Annotated in this window: 18 protein-coding genes and 1 pseudogene; 18 read left to right on the plus strand and 1 reads right to left on the minus strand. The window is 52.3% G+C overall.

All coding sequences use genetic code 11. The annotated features are described in order from the left end of the window. The first annotated feature begins 59 nt into the window (after window positions 1-59). From EH198_RS14810 to corA, 7 genes are all read left to right on the plus strand, one after another. Window positions 60-788 (plus strand): amino acid ABC transporter ATP-binding protein, encoded by a 729-nt coding sequence (locus tag EH198_RS14810; RefSeq protein ID WP_124696300.1) that lies wholly within the window; start codon window positions 60-62, stop codon window positions 786-788. 30 nt (window positions 789-818) lie between these two features. Next, entirely contained in the window at window positions 819-1,646 is an 828-nt protein-coding gene (locus tag EH198_RS14815) for a transporter substrate-binding domain-containing protein (protein WP_124696301.1), read from the plus strand. Between the two features lie 256 nt (window positions 1,647-1,902). After that, window positions 1,903-2,547, plus strand: a complete 645-nt coding sequence (locus EH198_RS14820; protein ID WP_124696302.1) for an amino acid ABC transporter permease — start codon at window positions 1,903-1,905, stop codon at window positions 2,545-2,547. 220 nt (window positions 2,548-2,767) lie between these two features. Next, window positions 2,768-3,418 carry an amino acid ABC transporter permease gene (locus tag EH198_RS14825; protein ID WP_124696303.1) on the plus strand — a complete coding sequence of 217 codons (651 nt, stop codon included), beginning with the start codon at window positions 2,768-2,770 and terminating at the stop codon, window positions 3,416-3,418. 96 nt (window positions 3,419-3,514) lie between these two features. Continuing rightward, window positions 3,515-4,798, plus strand: a complete 1,284-nt coding sequence (locus tag EH198_RS14830; RefSeq protein WP_124696304.1) for an ATP-binding protein — start codon at window positions 3,515-3,517, stop codon at window positions 4,796-4,798. 3 nt (window positions 4,799-4,801) lie between these two features. Beyond that, window positions 4,802-5,701 (plus strand): response regulator, encoded by a 900-nt coding sequence (locus EH198_RS14835; RefSeq protein WP_124696305.1) that lies wholly within the window; start codon window positions 4,802-4,804, stop codon window positions 5,699-5,701. Further along, on the plus strand, window positions 5,698-6,657 hold the full coding sequence (corA, locus tag EH198_RS14840) for a magnesium/cobalt transporter CorA (RefSeq protein WP_124696306.1): 960 nt from the start codon (window positions 5,698-5,700) through the stop codon (window positions 6,655-6,657). Before EH198_RS14835 ends, corA begins: the two co-directional genes overlap by 4 nt. Before the next feature lie 58 nt (window positions 6,658-6,715). Here the strand turns inward: corA and EH198_RS14845 are convergent, their stop codons facing one another. Further along, on the minus strand, window positions 6,716-7,264 hold the full coding sequence (locus tag EH198_RS14845) for a tyrosine protein kinase (protein WP_246014330.1): 549 nt from the start codon (window positions 7,262-7,264) through the stop codon (window positions 6,716-6,718). Window positions 7,265-7,629: 365 nt separating this feature from the next. On the opposite strand from EH198_RS14845, the gene EH198_RS14850 reads away from it, so the two are divergent. From EH198_RS14850 to EH198_RS14900, 11 genes and pseudogenes are all read left to right on the plus strand, one after another. Continuing rightward, window positions 7,630-7,920, plus strand: coding sequence for a YerC/YecD family TrpR-related protein (locus EH198_RS14850; RefSeq protein WP_025333183.1), 291 nt, complete (start codon window positions 7,630-7,632; stop codon window positions 7,918-7,920). A gap of 5 nt (window positions 7,921-7,925) precedes the next feature. Next, the gene (locus tag EH198_RS14855) at window positions 7,926-8,711 is read left to right on the plus strand and encodes a sirohydrochlorin chelatase (protein ID WP_124696307.1); all 786 of its coding nucleotides are present in this window, start codon (window positions 7,926-7,928) and stop codon (window positions 8,709-8,711) included. A gap of 241 nt (window positions 8,712-8,952) precedes the next feature. After that, window positions 8,953-9,843: a diacylglycerol kinase gene (locus tag EH198_RS14860; RefSeq protein WP_124696308.1), complete on the plus strand. Its 891-nt coding sequence runs from the start codon at window positions 8,953-8,955 to the stop codon at window positions 9,841-9,843. Window positions 9,844-9,912: 69 nt separating this feature from the next. Further along, complete coding sequence (gene rlmD / locus EH198_RS14865; protein ID WP_124696416.1) at window positions 9,913-11,574, plus strand: 23S rRNA (uracil(1939)-C(5))-methyltransferase RlmD; 1,662 nt, start codon at window positions 9,913-9,915, stop codon at window positions 11,572-11,574. 116 nt (window positions 11,575-11,690) lie between these two features. After that, window positions 11,691-12,680, plus strand: a complete 990-nt coding sequence (locus EH198_RS14870; RefSeq protein WP_124696309.1) for a tRNA dihydrouridine synthase — start codon at window positions 11,691-11,693, stop codon at window positions 12,678-12,680. A 101-nt stretch (window positions 12,681-12,781) separates the two neighbouring features. After that, the gene (locus EH198_RS14875) at window positions 12,782-13,351 is read left to right on the plus strand and encodes an SF0329 family protein (protein ID WP_124696310.1); all 570 of its coding nucleotides are present in this window, start codon (window positions 12,782-12,784) and stop codon (window positions 13,349-13,351) included. Window positions 13,352-13,445: 94 nt separating this feature from the next. Further along, window positions 13,446-13,967 (plus strand): annotated as a pseudogene (locus EH198_RS14880) (DNA polymerase beta superfamily protein); the annotation flags it as partial. Window positions 13,968-14,013: 46 nt separating this feature from the next. After that, a complete protein-coding gene (locus tag EH198_RS14885) occupies window positions 14,014-15,240 on the plus strand; it encodes an RtcB family protein (protein WP_124696311.1) in 1,227 nt (408 codons plus the stop codon). Between the two features lie 781 nt (window positions 15,241-16,021). Beyond that, window positions 16,022-17,092 carry a TRAP transporter substrate-binding protein gene (locus EH198_RS14890; RefSeq protein WP_124696312.1) on the plus strand — a complete coding sequence of 357 codons (1,071 nt, stop codon included), beginning with the start codon at window positions 16,022-16,024 and terminating at the stop codon, window positions 17,090-17,092. Window positions 17,093-17,164: 72 nt separating this feature from the next. After that, window positions 17,165-17,737 carry a TRAP transporter small permease gene (locus tag EH198_RS14895; RefSeq protein WP_221621526.1) on the plus strand — a complete coding sequence of 191 codons (573 nt, stop codon included), beginning with the start codon at window positions 17,165-17,167 and terminating at the stop codon, window positions 17,735-17,737. Further along, window positions 17,734-19,023, plus strand: a complete 1,290-nt coding sequence (locus tag EH198_RS14900; protein ID WP_246014332.1) for a TRAP transporter large permease — start codon at window positions 17,734-17,736, stop codon at window positions 19,021-19,023. Before EH198_RS14895 ends, EH198_RS14900 begins: the two co-directional genes overlap by 4 nt. Window positions 19,024-19,025 lie beyond the last annotated feature (2 nt).

Below are 19,025 nucleotides of genomic sequence, written 5' to 3' on the forward strand. Positions count from 1 at the left end.
AGAGGTCGTTTTTGAAAGATTCCGAATGTCGGACAACATAGAGCAAGGGGGGGCAGTCGTTGATCGATTTTCATAAGGTAGAGAAGCATTACGGACATTTCCATGTGCTCAAAAGCATCGATCTGCATGTGGATGAAGGGGAAGTGGTCGTCGTGGTCGGTCCGTCCGGCTCCGGCAAGAGTACGATGCTCCGCTGCATCAATCGTCTGGAGACGATCACGAGCGGAGGACTTACCGTGAACGGCGTTGCCGTCAATGACAAGAAGACCGACATCAACAAGGTGCGGCGGGATATCGGGATGGTGTTTCAGCACTTCAATCTGTATCCGCATAAAAAAGTAATCGACAACATTACGCTGGCTCCGGTCAAGGTGCTGGGCGTATCCAAGACGGAGGCCGAAAAAACGGCCATGTATTATCTGGAGAAGGTCGGCATTGCCGACAAGGCGCAGGCCTATCCGAGTCAGCTGTCCGGCGGACAGCAGCAGCGGGTGGCGATTGCCAGGGGGCTGGCGATGAAGCCGAAGATCATGCTGTTCGACGAACCGACCTCAGCGCTTGATCCGGAAATGGTAGGCGAGGTGCTTGACGTAATGCGCACGCTGGCCAAGGAAGGCATGACGATGGTTGTCGTTACCCACGAGATGGGCTTTGCCCGCGAGGTGGCGGATCGTGTAATCTTCATGGACCAGGGACAGATCGTCGAGGAAGCCGCTCCGGAGCAGTTCTTCGCAAGTCCGCGCGAGGAGCGCACAAGGACTTTTCTAAGCCGGGTATTAAGCCATTAAAATAAACAGACACTGGGGAGGAACTAGTAAATGAAAAAGAGCTGGAAGCTGTTAAGCGTAATGATGGTCGTCGCACTGTTCATACTGGCAGGATGCGGCAACAACGGCAACAATGCAGGCGGAAGCAACGCGGCTGCGGGAGAGGGCGGTCTCGCGGCAATTAAAGAGCGCGGCAAACTGCAAGTCGGCGTTAAATTCGACACGAAGCTGTTCGGTCTGAAAGATCCTTCGAGCGGCCAGGTTGAAGGCTTTGACATCGACATTTCCAAAGCGATCGCGAAGCATATTCTCGGCGACGAGAACGCGATTGAGCTGAAAGAAGTAACCTCCAAGACACGGATTCCGATGCTGAACAACGGCGAAATCGATATGGTCGTTGCGACGATGACGATTACCGAGGAACGCAAGAAAGAGGTTGATTTCTCCGATGTCTACTTCCAAGCGGGACAATCGCTGCTGGTGAAGAAAGGCAGCCCGGTTAAGGGCCTCGCCGACATCACGAAGGATTCCACGGTGCTGGGCTCCAAAGGCTCCACTTCGGTCAAAAATATTAAAGAAAAAGTTCCGGGCGTAACCGTGCTGGAATTCGACAACTATCAGGATGCCTTCACTGCGCTGAAGACCGGCAAAGGCGACGCGCTGACGACGGACGACTCCATTCTGTACGGTATGGCAGCTCAGGACCCGAACTATGAAGTTGTAGGCGAACCGTTCACCGACGAGCCTTACGGCATTGCCGTGCAAAAGGGCAACAGCGAAGTGGTCAAGGCAATCAATGACACATTGGCCGAGCTGAAATCGAGCGGCGAATACGACAAGATTTATGAAAAATGGATCGGCAAAGCGCCGGCCAAGTAAGTTTTCTATCAACGGTTTTTTTGAGCGACAGACTCACCGTCTGATGTACATGGGGATGTACAAAGAGGGGATATATACAAAGGGACCGGCTTGAAGCCGGCAACAGCGAAAGGATGGAACGGGCGCATTCCGCCGGCCATCCTTTCGTGCTTGTCAAAGGGCGCCCGTGAAGAGAGAGCGGGAACAATAATTATCCGGAAAGATTAGAGCACCGGGCTGTACCAATCGCTATATATGAAAAAGGCAGGTGATCAAGATGCAGTTTTCCATTTTGACGGATTATTTCGGCACTTATATGGAGGGATTCCGCGGTACGATTCTTTCCAGCTTGCTGGCGCTGGCGGGAAGCTTTTTACTGGGTACCCTAATCGCGGTGTTCCGCATTTCTACCGCAAGAGGGCTGAGATGGTTCGGGACGGGGTACGTCGAGTTTATCCGCAATATCCCGCTCCTGCTCGTCGTTTATATTTTTTACTATGGCCCCTCGGCATTCGGGTTATCTCTGGACGGGTTTACGGCCGGCACCATTGGCCTTACGGTGTACACGTCGGCGTTTATCGCCGAAGCGATCCGTGCAGGGATAGCCGCCGTTCCAAAAGGACAGACCGAAGCGGCGCGTTCATCGGGCCTGACCTATGTGCAGGCGATGATCCATGTCGTACTGCCGCAGGCGATCAAGCTGGTTATTCCGCCGCTGGGCAACCAGTTCATCAACCTGATCAAGAACTCGTCGGTGCTGACGATCGTGGCAGGCCTTGATCTGATGTATTTCGCGGATATCGTCAACAGCGATACGTTCCGCACGTTCGACACCTACGTATTCGTCGCGCTGTTCTATCTGGTGCTGACTCTGCCGCTCAGCTATGTTATGAGAGTATGGGAGCGCAGATTGCAGCGCTGAGTAACCCCACAAAGTGAAGAAAATGCTTCGAGGCGAAATCCGAGTACTTTGCGGGGGCCCTGGAAGAGATAAAATAAGCCCCACAAAGTGAAGAAAAGGCTTCGAAGCGAAATCCGAATACTTTGCGGGGGCCCCGGAAGAGATGAAATAGCCCCACAAAGTGGAGAGAGCTTACGGAGCGTATTCCAAGCACTTTGCGGGATCGAAAGGAGGATAAACGATGGATTTTGCCGGCGCTTACTCGGCGGATAATCTTAAATTTTTGCTGGACGGATTGTATGTCACGCTGATTGTCGCTTTTACGGCGATTATTCTCAGCTTCCTGCTTGGCTGTATCATCGGTGTCGTCCGCTATGCGAAGGTTCCGGTGTTGTCGCAGATCAGCTTCGTATTTGTGGAATTGATCCGCAACCTGCCGCTGCTGCTCATTATCTTCTTTATGCGCTTCGCGCTGCCGGAGGTTGGAATCAAGCTCGGGCTGATGACAGCGGCGATTGCGGCGCTGACGATTTTTGAAGGGGCGATGATTTCGGAAATTGTGCGCGGCGGACTTACCTCGGTCGACAAAGGGCAGATTGAAGCGGGGCGCTCGTCGGGACTTACGGGAGTACAGACGCTGTGGCATATCGTGCTTCCCCAGGGTCTCCGGCGCATGGTTCCGCCATTGGTCAGTCAGTTTATTTCCCTGCTGAAGGATACATCGCTGGCGGTGATCATTTCTCTGGCGGAGCTTATGCACAATGCCGGAATCATTATCGGACACGGCTACAACTATACGATTCCGACGCTGCTGCTTGTAGCGCTGATCTATTTTACAGTCAATTACCTGCTGTCCGTGCTGTCCAAACGACTGGAAACGAAAAATGCCTGACGCCATGACGAAGTCGGTTTTCGTAGTATTTTATAGGAATTCACTGCGGTTTGTGGTACTATAATGGCTAACACTTGCACGCGGGAGTTTTGGCTAATGGGGCAGCCGTTTAACAGACATCCATATATTCAGATTCTGCTGGTCGCGGTCGTAACGGCGATTGCCGGGGAGTTCAAGATCAATCCCTTCGACGGCGACATCTTCAGAATCGGCCTAGGCAGCAGTGCATTTCTGCTGTTTTTGCTTTTGTTTCGGCATCTTCCCTTTATGCTCACAGGCGCGGTTACGGGCGTATTTGTACTGCTGTTCCGGACGGGCCTTGATTTGGCGGGAACGGATTTAACCGTGCGGGACATTCTGGCCAGGCACTGCTCGGCAATGGTGTATTATATGGTCTTCGCGGTACTGATGGGTGTCATCAAAGGCCGGGTGGACCGTTTTCATCCGCTGGTGCTGGGAGCCGTGGCTGCCGTCATCGACCTTCTCTCCAATGAGATGGAACTGCTGACCCGGCTGTTGGTGCTGGGAACGAAATCGTTCCGGCTGAACGAATGGACGTATCTGATGGCGATTGCCATGCTGAGGACCTATTTTACAACCGGCCTGTACAGCAGCATATCCGTCAGCCAGCTTCGGCTGGTGCAGAAGGAACAGAACCGCCGGATGGAGCAGATGCTCGGTTTCGGTTCGGGCCTCTATGGGGAAGTGTTTTATTTGAAAAAATCGATCGGAACGCTGGAACAGGCTACTCTTGACAGCTATGAGCTGTACCGCAGCCTAAAGGACGGCGAAGATGACGCTCACAGCCGCCGGGTACTTCATATGACGCAGCAGATCCATGAGGTGAAGAAGGACTCGCAGCGGATTCTGGCGGGTCTGACGAAGCTGGTGGACCGCGAAGTAACCGGCGATATGCCGCTGTCGGGCATTCTCCGCTTTACCGTTAAGAGCAACCAGAAGTATGCCGATATGCTGGGGAAACACATCTCGTTCACCCGGCAGCTCACCTCCGATTATGCCACCGTCAGCTATATCCCTCTGCTCACGCTGCTTAACAATCTCACCGCCAATGCCGTCGAAGCGATCAAAGATAAAGGAACGATCTATCTGAATGTATACGAAAAAGAGGACATGACCGTGTTCACCGTCACCGACAGCGGAGGCGGAGTGAAAGAGCGCGACCGGGAGTTGCTGTTCGAACCGGGCTTCACGACCAAATTCGATGACGAGGGTGTGGCGGCAACGGGAATCGGCCTGTCGCATGTGCAGGACATTGTTCGTTTATTCGAAGGAGAGATTACGGTGAACAATGCCCCTCACGCGGGCGGGGCCATGTTCAAGATTGCGATTCCCACGAAGAAGCTGCACAAGGAGGAGTAGAGCATGCCGCTTTCTTTCTGTATTGTAGACGATGACCGGAGCGCAAGAAGGATGCTGCAGCATATTATCGAGGACAGCGGTCTTGGGGAAGTCGCGGGAACGGCCGAGGGTGGACAGGAAGGCGTCCGGTTGATTCTGGAAGAATCGCCCGACATCGTGCTGATGGATCTGCTGATGCCCGATCAGGACGGGATCGAGACGATACGCTCCCTTCAGGCGCAGGGCTGCAAGTCCAAGTTCGTCATGATTTCGCAGATTGAGAATCAGGATATGGTCGGCCGGGCGTATGAGAGCGGAATCGAATTTTTCATCCGCAAGCCGATTAACCGGATCGAGGTAGAGACCGTGCTGCGCAGAGTGAACGAGCGCTATGCCATGAGCCGTTACCTTGATGAAATCAAATCGAGTCTGGAGAAGCTGGAGGGGCTGCAGTTCGGAGCCGCCCCGGCGATTCCTGCCCGGCGTACGGTCAAGGATGCCGTCCAACCGATTCTGATGAACATGGGAATGATCGGCGAGAGCGGCGGACGCGATATTTTGGCTATTATGGAAATCCTGATGGAGCGGGAGGATACGGGGACGCTCCCACCGCTCAAGGAGCTGTACGAAACCGTGGCCGCGCGTTACAAGGACAATAAAAGCGACATCGCCAAAGAGATGAAGGCCATCGAGCAGCGGCTGCGGCGGGCGCTGGCTACCGGTCTGACTCATCTGGCTTCCATCGGCCTGACCGATTACAGCCATCCCAAATTCGAGTATTATGCGCCGCTTTACTTTGATTTTGAAGATGTGCGAGCCAAGATGAAGGAAATCGAGCAGGGCCGGGAGTCCGGCAAGACCAAAGTGAATATCCGCAAGTTTTTGCAGGTAATGGTTCTGGAGCTTCAGGAGGGAAGGCTATGATACGGACGTTGGCGGTCACTCATCAGGGTGAAGTGCTGATTGATATCCCGCTGCGGGAGGTCGGGGTAGAGGAATACAAGTGGATTTGGGCCGATTTTTCCGAGCCGACTCTGGAGGAGACGCGGCTTCTCGATACCTATTTCAATTTTCATCCGCTGGCGATTGAGGACTGTATGCATGTGCTTCAGCGGCCAAAGCTCGATTACTATGAGGATGTGCAGTTTTTGGTGCTGCATGCGCTGAATGAATCCTCGCTTAGGGCGGAAGAGGTGGATTTGTTCGTCGGCAAATCCTTCTTCGTGTCCTTTCATCTTCAGCATCAGACGGAGCTGGATGAAGCCTGGAATCAGGTCGTGAAGGAAATCCATAACCGGAAGGGATGGTCCGGCGGTCCGATACTGGCGGCTTACACGGTAATGGACAAGCTGGTGGACAAGTATTTTCCGAGCCTGTATATGATTGAGGACGAGCTGGCGGAGCTGGACAGCAGGGGAAGCAATGAGTCGGTGGAGGAACTGATGACCCAGGTATTTGATGTTCGCGGGCGTCTCTTGAAGCTCCGCCGGACGATTGTGCCGATGCGCGATTTGATGTACAGAGTTCTCAATTCTCAGCATATTCAGAGCAATTCGGTAGAGCGTATGTATTTCGGCGATATTTACGATCATTTGCTCAAGCTGACCGATATGATCGAGGCCGACCGTGAAATGACCGCGGACCTGCGCGACAGTTACATATCGTTGAATTCGAACCGGATGAATTCCATTATGAAGACGCTCACGGTAATTACAACCATATTCATGCCCTTGACGCTGATCGCCGGCATTTACGGCATGAATTTCAATGTAATGCCCGAACTGAACTACCTCTACGGCTATCCTTTAGTCTTGATGATCATGCTGCTGCTCGGCGGAGGCATGGTGCTGTGGTTTAAAAAGCGGGGCTGGTTCAATTAAAATAAACGGCGGCAGCCCGCATGACGTTTCCTGCCGCCGAGCTTAAAGGCGGCGCCGCTTACTTGCGGCGCCGCTTGCCGGAGGATGAACCTGAACGCCGCCGCCCTGAAGAGCCCGATTTGCGGCGCTTCGGGGCGGTTCTTTTTTTACGCCGGGGCGCATACGATGCGGAATCTTCTTCAGCAGCGAGCAGTCCCGCCGCCCCGCCCTTCCCTTTACCTTTGCCTATGCTGCCCATAACCAGCTTGAACATCGGGGCCATCTGCTGAAAGCCCTGCATAACCTTCTGCACTTTGCCCATGGAACTGACGATTCCGTCAATTCCCCCCATGCGGTCGATAAGCCCCTTGATCTGTTCCATATTCGCCAAATTGGCGAGCCCGCCGAGGTTTCCTAACAGTCCGCCGCCTTTGGCTGCCGTCTCCGCCGCGGCCGGAACCGCAAGCGCAGTTTCGGCCGCTTCCGCACCCAAAGGGGAGAAAGCGCCTGTCGTCCCGGGCCCCGGCACCTGAACGTAAGGGGAGATCCCCGGATAGGGGGAAGTATTGAACGGTTCAGTCAAAGCGCGGCTGCTCCGGTGGGAATGATTATAGTAATGATGCGGCATGATATCACATTCCTTTGTCGGTGATTTTGCTATACTGTATGTCATGGGCGAACATAAGGTATGGACGTATGCCCGGGTTAACAGGGATAGGAGCGGAAAAGGGCAGATGCCCAGCGGCCCTAGGAAATCTTGAAAAATCCTTGTCCAGCTTTGTTTTTAGCACTCTAATAGAGTAATATAGGTAGGGCGCCGTCAGAGTGGGGGAGGCGAACGGAGCGCGGCAGGCATAACTGTTTTGTGCGCTGTGGGTGGACATTTGTCCTTCGTTTTCGTTCTTTACAGCGTGAAATCGTTAATGCTTGAAAAAACTGCTCTGGTGCAATATAGTAAAAGGCAGAAAAGCCATTTTAGGGGATGATAATTTTATGCAGCTGAAGAAGCTAAACGATAAAAGTATCGATCAGTTATTTGAAGCCATTTTAACTTTAAAAAATATGGAAGAATGCTATGTTTTTTTTGATGATCTGTGCACGGTGAACGAGATCCAGTCGCTCTCCCAGCGTCTTGAGGTTGCGCGTATGCTGGGCAAGGGCTGCACTTATAACCAGATTGAAGCGGAGACCGGTGCAAGCACGGCGACCATCTCGCGGGTCAAACGCTGCCTCAACTATGGCAACGACGGTTATAAGCTGACTCTGGAACGCCTGGGGCGTTAAAACCGATGAAAGCGGGCGTTCTCATCATCAGTCACGGTTCGCGCGATACGTCCTGGGTGGCGATCGTCGATGAAGCTGTTAACGGTTTATCGCTGCGGGAAGTTCTTCCCGTGGCGGTTTCTTTTTTGGAGCTGGTGAACGGGCGCTCTATTCAAGACGGAATTGACATGCTGGAAGAGCAGGAAGTTACAGATATTCTGGTCATTCCATTATTCGTCTCTTCGGGCAGCACCCATGTCGATGAGATAGCCTATGCGCTTGGGGCCAAGGATGAACCGGAAAAAGAGACCGATCTTGAGCGCTGTAGAGTTAATGCCCGAATTCACTACGGCGATCCTGTCGACGACGACCCGGACATTGCGGTCATGGTCTGGGATAAAATCCGGGAACTGTCGGTTCATCCCGCCAGTGAGACCATTCTGCTGGTCGGCCACGGAAGCGTGCATTCCGGCTTCCGCCAGCGCTGGGAGCGGGGGATGTCGTCGCTGGCGGAACGCGTCCGCAACATCAGCGGATTAGCGGCGGCGGATTACGCGCTGCTGAGTGTGGGCGGTGTGGGCGATAAGGTGCGGTACTGGCGGGAGCAGGGACATGAGGTGCTGGTGGCGCCGATTTTTTTAAGCGAAGGCTATTTCACCAAGAATGTCATTCCCGGCAGGCTAAAAGGCTTGACCTACAAATATAACGGAAGAACGCTGCTGCCCCACCCGCTGCTGCCGCACTGGATCGCTACCCAGGTGGAGACGATGCTGAAGCGGCTGGGCGGGGAAGAAACGGAAACTGGTCGATAAAGGACCGGTAAAAGATAAGGATTGCTTCAGTCGTCCACCGTTTTTCAGATGCATGATTTTACCCAGTTTTGACATCCATCCGCGCGGAATCCATCTGCTTCTCGCAGTGTGCCTGCGGAGATCGATTAGCAGCTATCCTCCTGTGTTTTTTCTCTCCGTTCCCGCATATATTGATTGTGCCCTCCAGAATTGGGTATAATCAGTTAAGTTGTTCAATAAAGAAACGGGTGGCGTTCCGGAAATGAAAACTGCAAGATTAATATATAATCCAACTTCCGGGCGGGAAGAAATGAGAAGAAGGCTTGCCGATATTCTGGACCGTCTCGACCAGGGCGGCATTGAGGCTACCACCCATGCGACGACGGGCGAAGGCGATGCGACGGAGGCCGCGGCGGATGCGGTGGATCGCGGATACGATCTCATTATTGCTGCCGGCGGCGATGGTACGCTGAACGAGGTGGTTAACGGGATGGCTGAGAAGCCGAATCTTCCTCCTCTCGGGGTGCTTCCTCTGGGAACCACAAATGATTTTGCGCGCGCAATGGGTATTCCGAAGTACTGGGAAGAATCCTGTGATCTGATCATTAAGCAGCAGTCGCGGCTTATCGATCTTGGCAAGGCCAATGACCGTTATTTCATCAATATTGCCGGCGGCGGTACGCTGACCGAGTTGACATATGAAGTGCCAAGCAAGCTGAAGACGATGATGGGCCAGCTTGCCTATTATTTAAAAGGAATTGAGAAAATGGCGAGCTTGTCCCCGACGGAGTTGGTGATCCGCGCAAGCGGACAGGAGCTGATCCATGACGAGTTCATGCTGTTCCTGATTGCCAACACCAATTCCGTCGGCGGGTTCGAGAAGCTCGCTCCCGATGCACGCATCGATGACGGCCTGTTCGACGTCATTGCTCTGAAGAAGTGCAATCTTGCCGAATTAATCCGGCTCGTCAGCCTTGCGCTGCGCGGCGAGCATCTGCAGGATAAGAAAGTCGTGTACTTCCGCACGAATGAAATGGAAGTCACCTCTCCCGGCCATGTACAGCTCAACCTGGACGGAGAACTGGGCGGTACGCTTCCGGGTCATTTCCGTATCCTGCCGCAGCATTTGCGTATATTCGCGCAGAATCCGTAAACCGCATAAAGACGAAATTCTATAAACAGCATGAATAATGAAGATCATGAAAGAAGTGAAACCGATCTGATGAATAATAACCGCAGTGGCCGCCGTCACAGCCGCCGGGACAGCGCGGCGCCAATCGCCGGACTGCCTGTAAATAAAAACGATGAGGTCGTGCTCGATATCATCGGCATGACGCATGAAGGCGAAGGGGTAGGCCGGGTAGAGGGCTATACCCTTTTTGTGCAGGGGGCGCTTCCCGGTGAGAAGGTCCGGGCGAAGGTCCTCAAGACGAAGAAGCAGTACGGATACGCCAAGCTGCTTGAGCTTGTGGAGGCAAGCGCTGACCGCATCGCGCCGCCCTGTCCGATCTATGACCAGTGCGGCGGCTGCCAGCTGCAGCACATGGACTACGCCGCCCAGCTAAAGTGGAAGCGGCAGCTTGTTGTGGACAATCTGGAGCGGATAGGGAAGCTGGATGTGGTGAAGGAAGGGGCGGACGGAGAACCGCTGGGCGAACGGAAGCGGATCGGGGAGCCGGGTAAGGCTGGCGGTGAAGCGGAAGGGAAGTTGCCGGATGAACGGAAGCAGATCGGGGAGCCGGATAAGGCTGACATGGAGGCGGAAGGAGAGTTGTTGGCGGGAGCGCCGCGGGGAAGGGATTCGCTGGAAGGCGATGAAGCGACCGCCGACTCCGGTAAGGCCTTGCGCAGCGGCGGAATTATGGTGCGCCCGACGCTCGGCATGGACGAGCCTTGGCGCTACCGCAATAAGGCGCAGGTGCCGATTGGCGCTGCAGACGGCGGGCTGGTCGGCGGCTTCTACGCGCGCGGCAGCCACCGGATTATCGACATGGAGACTTGTCTGATTCAGCATGAACATAACGACGAAGTCGTTCGCCGGGTCAAGGCCATCGGAAGCGAGCTCGGCATTAGCGCGTACAACGAAGAGACGGGGCGCGGACTGTTGCGACATGTCGTCGTGAAAAAGGCGTTCCGTACCGGAGAGATGATGCTGGTACTGGTGACCAACGGACGGGATATCCCGCATGTTGATGCCTGGACAGGCAGCATCCGTGAGCAGATTCCGGAGGTAGCGAGCATCTGCCAGAACGTCAATACGCAGCGGACGAACGTTATTTTTGGCGACGAGACCCGCGTATTGTGGGGCAGAGACGTCATTTATGACTACATCGGCGATGTGCAATTCGCCATTTCGGCGCGGTCTTTTTACCAAGTGAACCCCGCGCAGACCGAAGTCCTGTACGGCAAAACAGTGGAGTATGCCGGACTGACGGGCACCGAAACCGTGATCGACGCTTACTGTGGCATCGGGACAATCTCTCTCTTCTTGGCGCAGCACGCTGATCAGGTATACGGCGTCGAAATCGTCCCCGAAGCCATCGAAGACGCGCGGTCGAACGCGAAGCTTAACGATATGAACAATGTGGTGTTCGAGGTCGGTGCATCCGAAGACGTTATTCCGAACTGGAAAGCGCAGGGCATCACAGCCGACGTCATCGTCGTCGATCCCCCGCGCAAAGGCTGCGATCCCCGCCTGCTGGCGACGATACTGGAAATGAAGCCCGAGCGGGTGGTGTACGTGTCCTGTAACCCGTCCACCTTGGCAAGGGATTTGCGGGTGCTCGAGGATGGCGGGTACAAGACGGTGGAGGTGCAGCCGGTGGATATGTTTCCTTGGACGGTGCATGTGGAGTGTTGCTCACTGTTGGTCAGGAAAGACTAATAGTTGAGATGTATTGGCGGATTTTTTGAAAGAGGGGAGCGCCCCCTCTTTTTTGAATATATTGGGTGAGTATGCTTCTCTCGATTTGTTCTGATATTCATAGAGAGGTTTTTGATATGACAGATCATTTTTGGCGTGATTTACCACGACCTTTTTTTATACTGGCGCCCATGGAAGAAGTGACGGATGTTGTTTTTCGTCATGTCGTAAGTGAAGCAGCCAGACCGGATGTGTTTTTTACGGAGTTTGCGAATACAGAAAGTTATTGTCACCCGGAGGGGAACCATAGTGTGCGCGGGCGTTTGACGTTTACAGAGGATGAACAGCCCATTGTAGCTCATATCTGGGGAGATAAGCCGGAATACTTTCGTCAAATGAGCATCGGTATGGCGAAAGAAGGGTTTAAAGGCATCGATATTAATATGGGTTGTCCTGTAGCAAATGTAGCAGAGAATGGAAAGGGAAGCGGCCTGATCTGCCGTCCTGAAATCGCAGCGGATATCATCCAGGCCGCAAAAGCCGGGGGACTGCCAGTCAGCGTAAAAACAAGGCTCGGTTTTAGTGCCGTAGACGAATGGCGCGACTGGTTAACCCATATTTTGAAACAAGACATTGTTAATCTGTCCATTCATCTGCGGACAAGAGAGGAAATGAGCAAAGTGGATGCTCATTGGGAACTGATTCCGGAGATTAAGAAACTTCGTGATGAGGTGGCACCAGATACACTGCTGACCATTAACGGGGATATCCCTGACCGTCAGACCGGCTTGCAGCTCGCTGAGCAATACGGTGTGGATGGTATTATGATTGGGCGCGGTATTTTTCATAATCCATTTGCTTTTGAGAAGGAGCCGAAGGATCACAGTAGTAGGGAATTGCTTGATTTGCTGCGGCTGCATCTGGATCTCCATGATCAATATTCAGCACTGGAACCACGTTCGTTCAGATCTCTTCCTCGATTCTTTAAAATATATGTCCGTGGATTTCGAGGGGCAAGTGAATTAAGAAATAGCTTAATGAACACAAAGTCAACAAGTGAAGTACGTGCGCTGCTCGATGAATTTGGCAATAAGGAGCATGATGGGGCAGAGGAACGTGGAAAATAAAAAAAGAGACGTGAATTAGATGGAGGATCGGATGAACGGAGACGGGGACCAAACCCGGAGCCAACAAGCCTTTCCTCTGTTTTGTTATGGAGGGGGATTACATGTCCTGGAGCAAATTGAAGCAGCATCTGGAGGGCTTTCTCAGTCCTTCGTTAAATGGAAGGGTAGAATACCGCGCACCGGGTTACCGCTATTTACCTGATAAATCAGGGATTTGTTATTTTTCGGTAGATAAAAAGAACATACTCAATATGAGTGATAAAACGAGCTCCATCAGATGGTATCAAACGGAGCTAGAAGTTAAGAATGATCCCGGTATCCAAATTCCTATCAGCAGTGACGACATTGAAGCGGTCAGAAAAGGTACCAAGGGGCCAGTGCCGGAGGATCGTCTAATCGTAATGGCCAGAAGCAGAAAAAGTTCAGAACATGCAAAAGAGCTTTTGTCCGCACAGGCTTCATTAGTTAAATCCAATTTTATCGTAGTGGCTAATAAGTTCTTAACTACCCCTGTAGAGGAAAGCCTGGAGAGCAATGATATTTTATTGAATATTCTGGCTTTGGTGGACCGAAGGGTTGGGAAAAAGCGGATTCTAAACATGTCCGAGAAGATGATGTTAAAGCATCCGGCTGTGCGGTATTTTTATGAGTTGAGGCGGGGTGGGGTGTGAACTGAATGATTTACACCTGCGGATGATCATAGATGGGCAGGGGATACCAATAGTGATAGGTCCCCGGAATCAGCTTTTTCACATAACTTCCTTTAAGTCGAATCCGCCGCTGCTCGAGTGGCTTCAGTCACCGATTGTATATAGGGAGAATCATACGATTGCAGAACAAATTCGCCGTATTTCTCCATTCACGTTTTCCCCAAAGTCATGTATGTACCACTATTTGCACATGGCAAAGGGGAACTACCGGGAGTACCTGCAGGGTGAGCGGGTGAAAATCAAAAAATACTTCTATGTTCTCCGCCCGATATTAGCTTGCGAGTGGATCGAGAAGCAAAATACCATGCCGCCTATTGAATTTGATCGGCTGGTCGATTCTGTTGTGCCAAAGGGAAGCGAGCTTAAGATGGTTATCGACGGTTTGCTTGTCCGCAAAAAGGCAGGCGATGAAATGGATTACGAAGCGAGGATTAATCCGATCAACGAGTTTTTGGAGGAAAGGATCGAGTATTACGAGCGGATGGCAGCGGTCTTGCAATCGTCTGGTGGGGGCCAGGATCAGCGGCTTGATGATTTGTTCCGTTCCGTGCTAAAGGAAGCATGGGGGGAAAAGTGATGAGTACGATTGGAAAGGCATTCTTATAACAGGAGTGAACTAATTTATGGCTTATCAAAATATAAACGGCGTGCTTGTATGGGGCACCCCCGACGAGGGGGCGCTTGCTCAAGCAAAAACCTGCGCAGAAACAGGAAATGTCGTCCAAACGCTACTTATGGCGGATCATCATAAAGGATACAGTCAGCCGATCGGTGGGGTTGTCGTATATGACGGGCAAATCTCCCCTTCTGGCGTTGGATATGATATTGCATGCGGAAATAAAGCGGTGCGAACCCTGTTGACTGCGGAAGACATAAAGCCCAGATTGGCGAGGATTATGGATGAGATCGCCCGCAAAATTTCGTTCGGGGTGGGCCGTGTCAATCAAGAAAAGGTTGATCATGAGCTTTTTGACGATCCCGATTGGGACGTTTACAAGACGGTAGGCAGGCAGGAACACGACAAGCTGAAGACATTGGCGCGTGCTCAGCTGGGTACGGTCGGCAGCGGCAATCACTTCGTCGATTTGTTTGAAGAAGCGGGAACGGGCCGTGTATGGATCGCGGATCATTTCGGAAGCAGAGGGTTTGGGCATAAAACGGCGAGCGGGTTTATCAATCTGGCGGCAGGCAGGGAGTTTCTAGCGAACGCTCCTGGCGAGAAGATGGACCAGCCGCCTGTACTGCTTGATCTATGCAGCGAGCTTGGCGATATGTATTACCGGGCGATGAGGTTGGCTGGACGTTACGCCTATGCGGGACGGGATTATATGATGAGGCAGGTCTTGGCGATTCTCGGAACAGAAGCGGACCTTGAAGTGCATAACCATCATAACTACGCCTGGAAAGAGACGCATAGCGGAAAAGAAGTCGTTGTCGTCTGCAAAGGAGCGACTCCGTCCGCGCCGGGCCAGACCGGATTTATCGGCGGGAGTATGGGGGACATATCCGTTATCGTAAAAGGCAAGGACAGCATAGAGAACCGGGAGACTTACTACAGCACCGTACATGGAGCCGGACGGATCATGAGCCGGACCCAAGCAGCAGGAAAAATGAACTGGAAGACTCGTACAAGAAGCGGGGGTCAAATCACCACGAAGCAAATGTTGGACGCCGTTCAGGCCTTCGGTGTAGAGTTGCGTGGCGCAGGTACGGACGAGAGCCCCTTTGTTTACCGGAAGCTTCAAGAAGTGTTGGATGCGCATGCCGAAACGATCGAGGTCATGCATGTACTTAAACCGATTGGTGTTTGTATGGCGGGAGCGGATGAGTTTGATCCGTATAAGGATTGAGCAATTGTTGCTTAAAACTGTTCAAAGGGCCAAGGAACTGGATAGATCGAAAAATGAATTAAGGACTCCGGTATTCAAACTGGAGAACATGTGAAGGAAGATATTTATATACTGGACCTCCAGAGTGGCAATACTGAAGTAGCATAAAAGCCGTAAATACTTTAAAGCAGGCCGAATACCTTTGCGTCCAATGATCGATGATCATGTTGCCGCTTTTCAAATTATCCCATCCGATTAGACCGTTTAATGTAATTAACATCCTCATGGAACACGCACCGATTCCAAAGCTTCGAACAAGCTTATCACCGTTCCAATTCCTAATATCCCCAGTGAATATCCGCTGATCTACCCTACGCTTAGGATGTGAAAAAACACGAATTTCATGGTTTTTTCCATGCCTCTGGCAGGTTTTTTCTGCAACTTTCTGCAATCGTAGATGAATCATATTAAATTCGAGGTATAATACCATACGAATCGGTTGTTTTATTTCACACAAAATTCATATAGTGTTTAATTTGTGGTATAAAATATCACATACAAAAAGAAAAGTTAAGATGAGACGGTAGATTACATTACATTATAATAACATCTAAGGGGGTGCAGTGAGCGGGAAGGAGATGTTTAGCCGACGGCAATATAATTCAATCTCTATTAGCCGTCACCCTCCTTTAGGTATTAACCGGCCCGGAATGGATTCGTTAGGACAGGAATCGAGAGTTGAGGAGAGAAGCAGCAGCGGTTGCCGAATAATCAGCCAACGATTAAGGATGGAGGTGGTTCTATGAGAAGAATGTGGATGAGCTTCTTATCCGTAAGCATGCTGCTCATGCTGATCGCTTGCGGCAATAATTCCGGTACTTCAAAGGCTGAGCCTGCTGAAGGGAGCGGGACGGGGGAAACAAAGGCGTCAACCGATAAACCGATTGAACTCAACTACGCTTTTTTTGCCCCGGCCAGCACGTTTCCGGCCAAACAGATGCAGAAGTGGAAGGAAGAGCTGGAGAAGCGGACGAACGGCAAGGTATCCGTCAAGCTGTTTTTCGGGGGGACGCTCCTGACCGACAAGAACATGTACGACGGCGTCAAGAGCGGGGTCGCGGACATCGGCTCGTCGGTAACGACCTACGAACCGGGCAAATTCCCCTTGCTGACGATTGCCGAAGCGCCCACCGTATTTCAGAACTCCAAGGTTGCGAGTCAGGTTATCTATAATCTGATCAAAGAATTTCCGCCGGATACGTTTAAGGACGTCAAGCTGATCACCGCATTCGCTTCCGAACCCTCCTTTATACAAATGAAAGAGCCGGTGGCTAGCCTGAAGGATTTGAGAGGCAAGCAAGTACGAATTCCGGGCGGCCTCGCCCCGGTATTAAAAGAGCTTGGCGCTTCTCCGGTAGGCATGTCGCAGAGCGAAGCGGTTGAAGCGCTGCAGACCGGAGTGGTCGAGGGGTACGTCTCCTCCCGCGAAGTACTGATGGATTTGAAATTTGCCGAGATGGTCAAGTTCGTGACCGATTACCCGCTGACGGTATCCATTCATGCCGCGGTCATGAACATGGATACGTGGAACTCGCTGCCTCCCGATGTGCAGAAGGTTATCGACGAATTAGGCCCTGAGATGTCGGCCTGGACTGGAGACTATCTGGACAATCATGTGAAGGAATCGATGGATTGGTCGGTGAACGAGCAGGGGTTGGAGGTTGTAACTCTTTCGCCGGAAGAAAAAGCGGTTTGGGATTCAAAAATGCATCCGCTTCAGGAGAAAACAATTGCCGATTTGAAAGCAAAGGGTCTTCCCGCCGAACAATTCAAGAAACGACTCGATGAGCTGAAGGCGGAATACTCGAAATAATATCCGCGGACCGTCTGTGATCGCCGGCGTTTCGAATCGGCGGCCATCACGGCGGAACTGCCAAAAGGGAAGGTGAGAAGATTGGAGAGGGTGAATGAGCTTAAGGCGGTTCGAAAGGAAAGCATACGCAGCGATTGGAAAGAAGGTACAGCCTCCATTTTGAATGCCCTGGAGAAAATCAGTCTCCGTGTCAATCAGTTTCTGGCCGTTATCGCAGGTTTGGCCATGTTGTTGATCGCGCTCCTGATCGTCGCCAATGTCATTATCCGGGTCTTTTACGTGCCGATTCCCGGTGTCGGGGAAATCTCCGGATGGCTGTCCGCGATCACGGCTGCATTCGCGCTGGGCTATACCCAAATTCATCGGGGTCATGTCGATATCGACATTATTTTGGAGAAGTTTCCGGCCCGGATAAGAGGCCCTGTTCAGGGGCTGATGCTGCTCATCAGCATGCTGTTTTTCGGTCTGATCTCTTACCGCCTCGCCATCTATGCCTATGAGACGATGAAAAGCGGCGGGCTTTCGGAAACGCTGGCCGTCATTTATTATCCGTATATTTACCTCCTCGCTATCGGGTTCTTCGGCTTAACGCTATCCCTGTTGACCGATTCCATCAAATACCTCGTAAGGGGGGATCGCCGGTGAGCTTAACGGCCTACGCGCTGATCGGCATCGGGGTCATGTTCGTGCTCATGCTTTTGCGAATGCCCATCAGCTTCAGCATGTTTATCGTCGGTTTCCTTGGCTTGCTTGTTGTCGCCTCTCCCAATGCGGCTTATGCCGTCATCAGCGGCGATTTGTGGTCGCAGTTCTCCAGTTTTTCCCTCAGCGTCATTCCGATGTATGTCTTAATGGGAGAGATCGTCTATCGCTCCGGTATTACCGGTAAGCTGTTCCAGGCGGCCTACAAATGGGTCGGCCACTATAAAGGCGGCATGATCTGGACGGTTATATTGGCAAGCGCCGGCTTCGGATCGATCTGCGGTTCCAATTCGGCTACTTCGGCAACGATCGGCTCCATGGCGCTGCCGGAGCTGAAGAAATACCGGTACGACGATGAATTAAGCACCGGCAGCGTTGCCGGAGGCGGATCGCTCGGGATTATTATTCCGCCGAGCACCGTGCTCCTGGTCATTGCCATTCAGGCACAGCTCTCGATAAAAGATTTGTTCGCGGCCAGTATTATTCCCAGCATTTTATTGGTGGTGCTGTTCCTGCTCATCGTATGGTACATCTGCCAGCGAAACCCGAATATCGGCCCCGCGAGTGAGAATGTGGCCCTGGTGGAGAAGCTGAAGGCCATTAGCGGCGTTATGCCGACGCTTCTGCTTCTGGTGTTTGTTATCGGCGGTCTGTTTCTCGGATGGTTCACTCCAACCGAATCGGGGGCCGTCGGCGTAATCGGAGCTTTGGTGTATGCCTTGGCGACACGAAGTCTAAGCTGGGCGAATTTCAAGCTGGCCGTCTCTGATTCGCTGCGGTCCTCCGCTATGGTCATCATGCTAGTCGTTGGAGCGTTGATATTCGGCCGTTTCCTGACGATTACCAGGCTTCCGTATGAAGTGGCGGATTGGGTGACGTCCTTGCCTTTGGAGCCTGTCTGGATTATGGCCGGAATCTTCATTGTATTTGCAATTGGCGGCGCGATTATGGACGCCTTCGGCTTCCTGATCATTTCCATCCCGATCTTTTTTCCGACGGCTCTTCAGCTCGGCTATGATCCGGTATGGTTTGCGCTTATGATGTGCATTATTACCAGCTTGGGAGCCATTACGCCCCCTGTCGGGATCAACGTCTTTGTTGTCAAAGGCCTTGCGCCAGACGTGCCCATTACGAAAATATTCAAAGGCTCCATGTATTATGTGTATGCCTATCTGATATGCATCATCCTGTTGACGGCATTTCCGGCTCTTATGACTTTTATTCTGTAAGC

It is taken from the genome of Paenibacillus rhizophilus (genome assembly GCF_003854965.1).
Classification (GTDB): domain Bacteria; phylum Bacillota; class Bacilli; order Paenibacillales; family Paenibacillaceae; genus Paenibacillus_AQ; species Paenibacillus_AQ rhizophilus.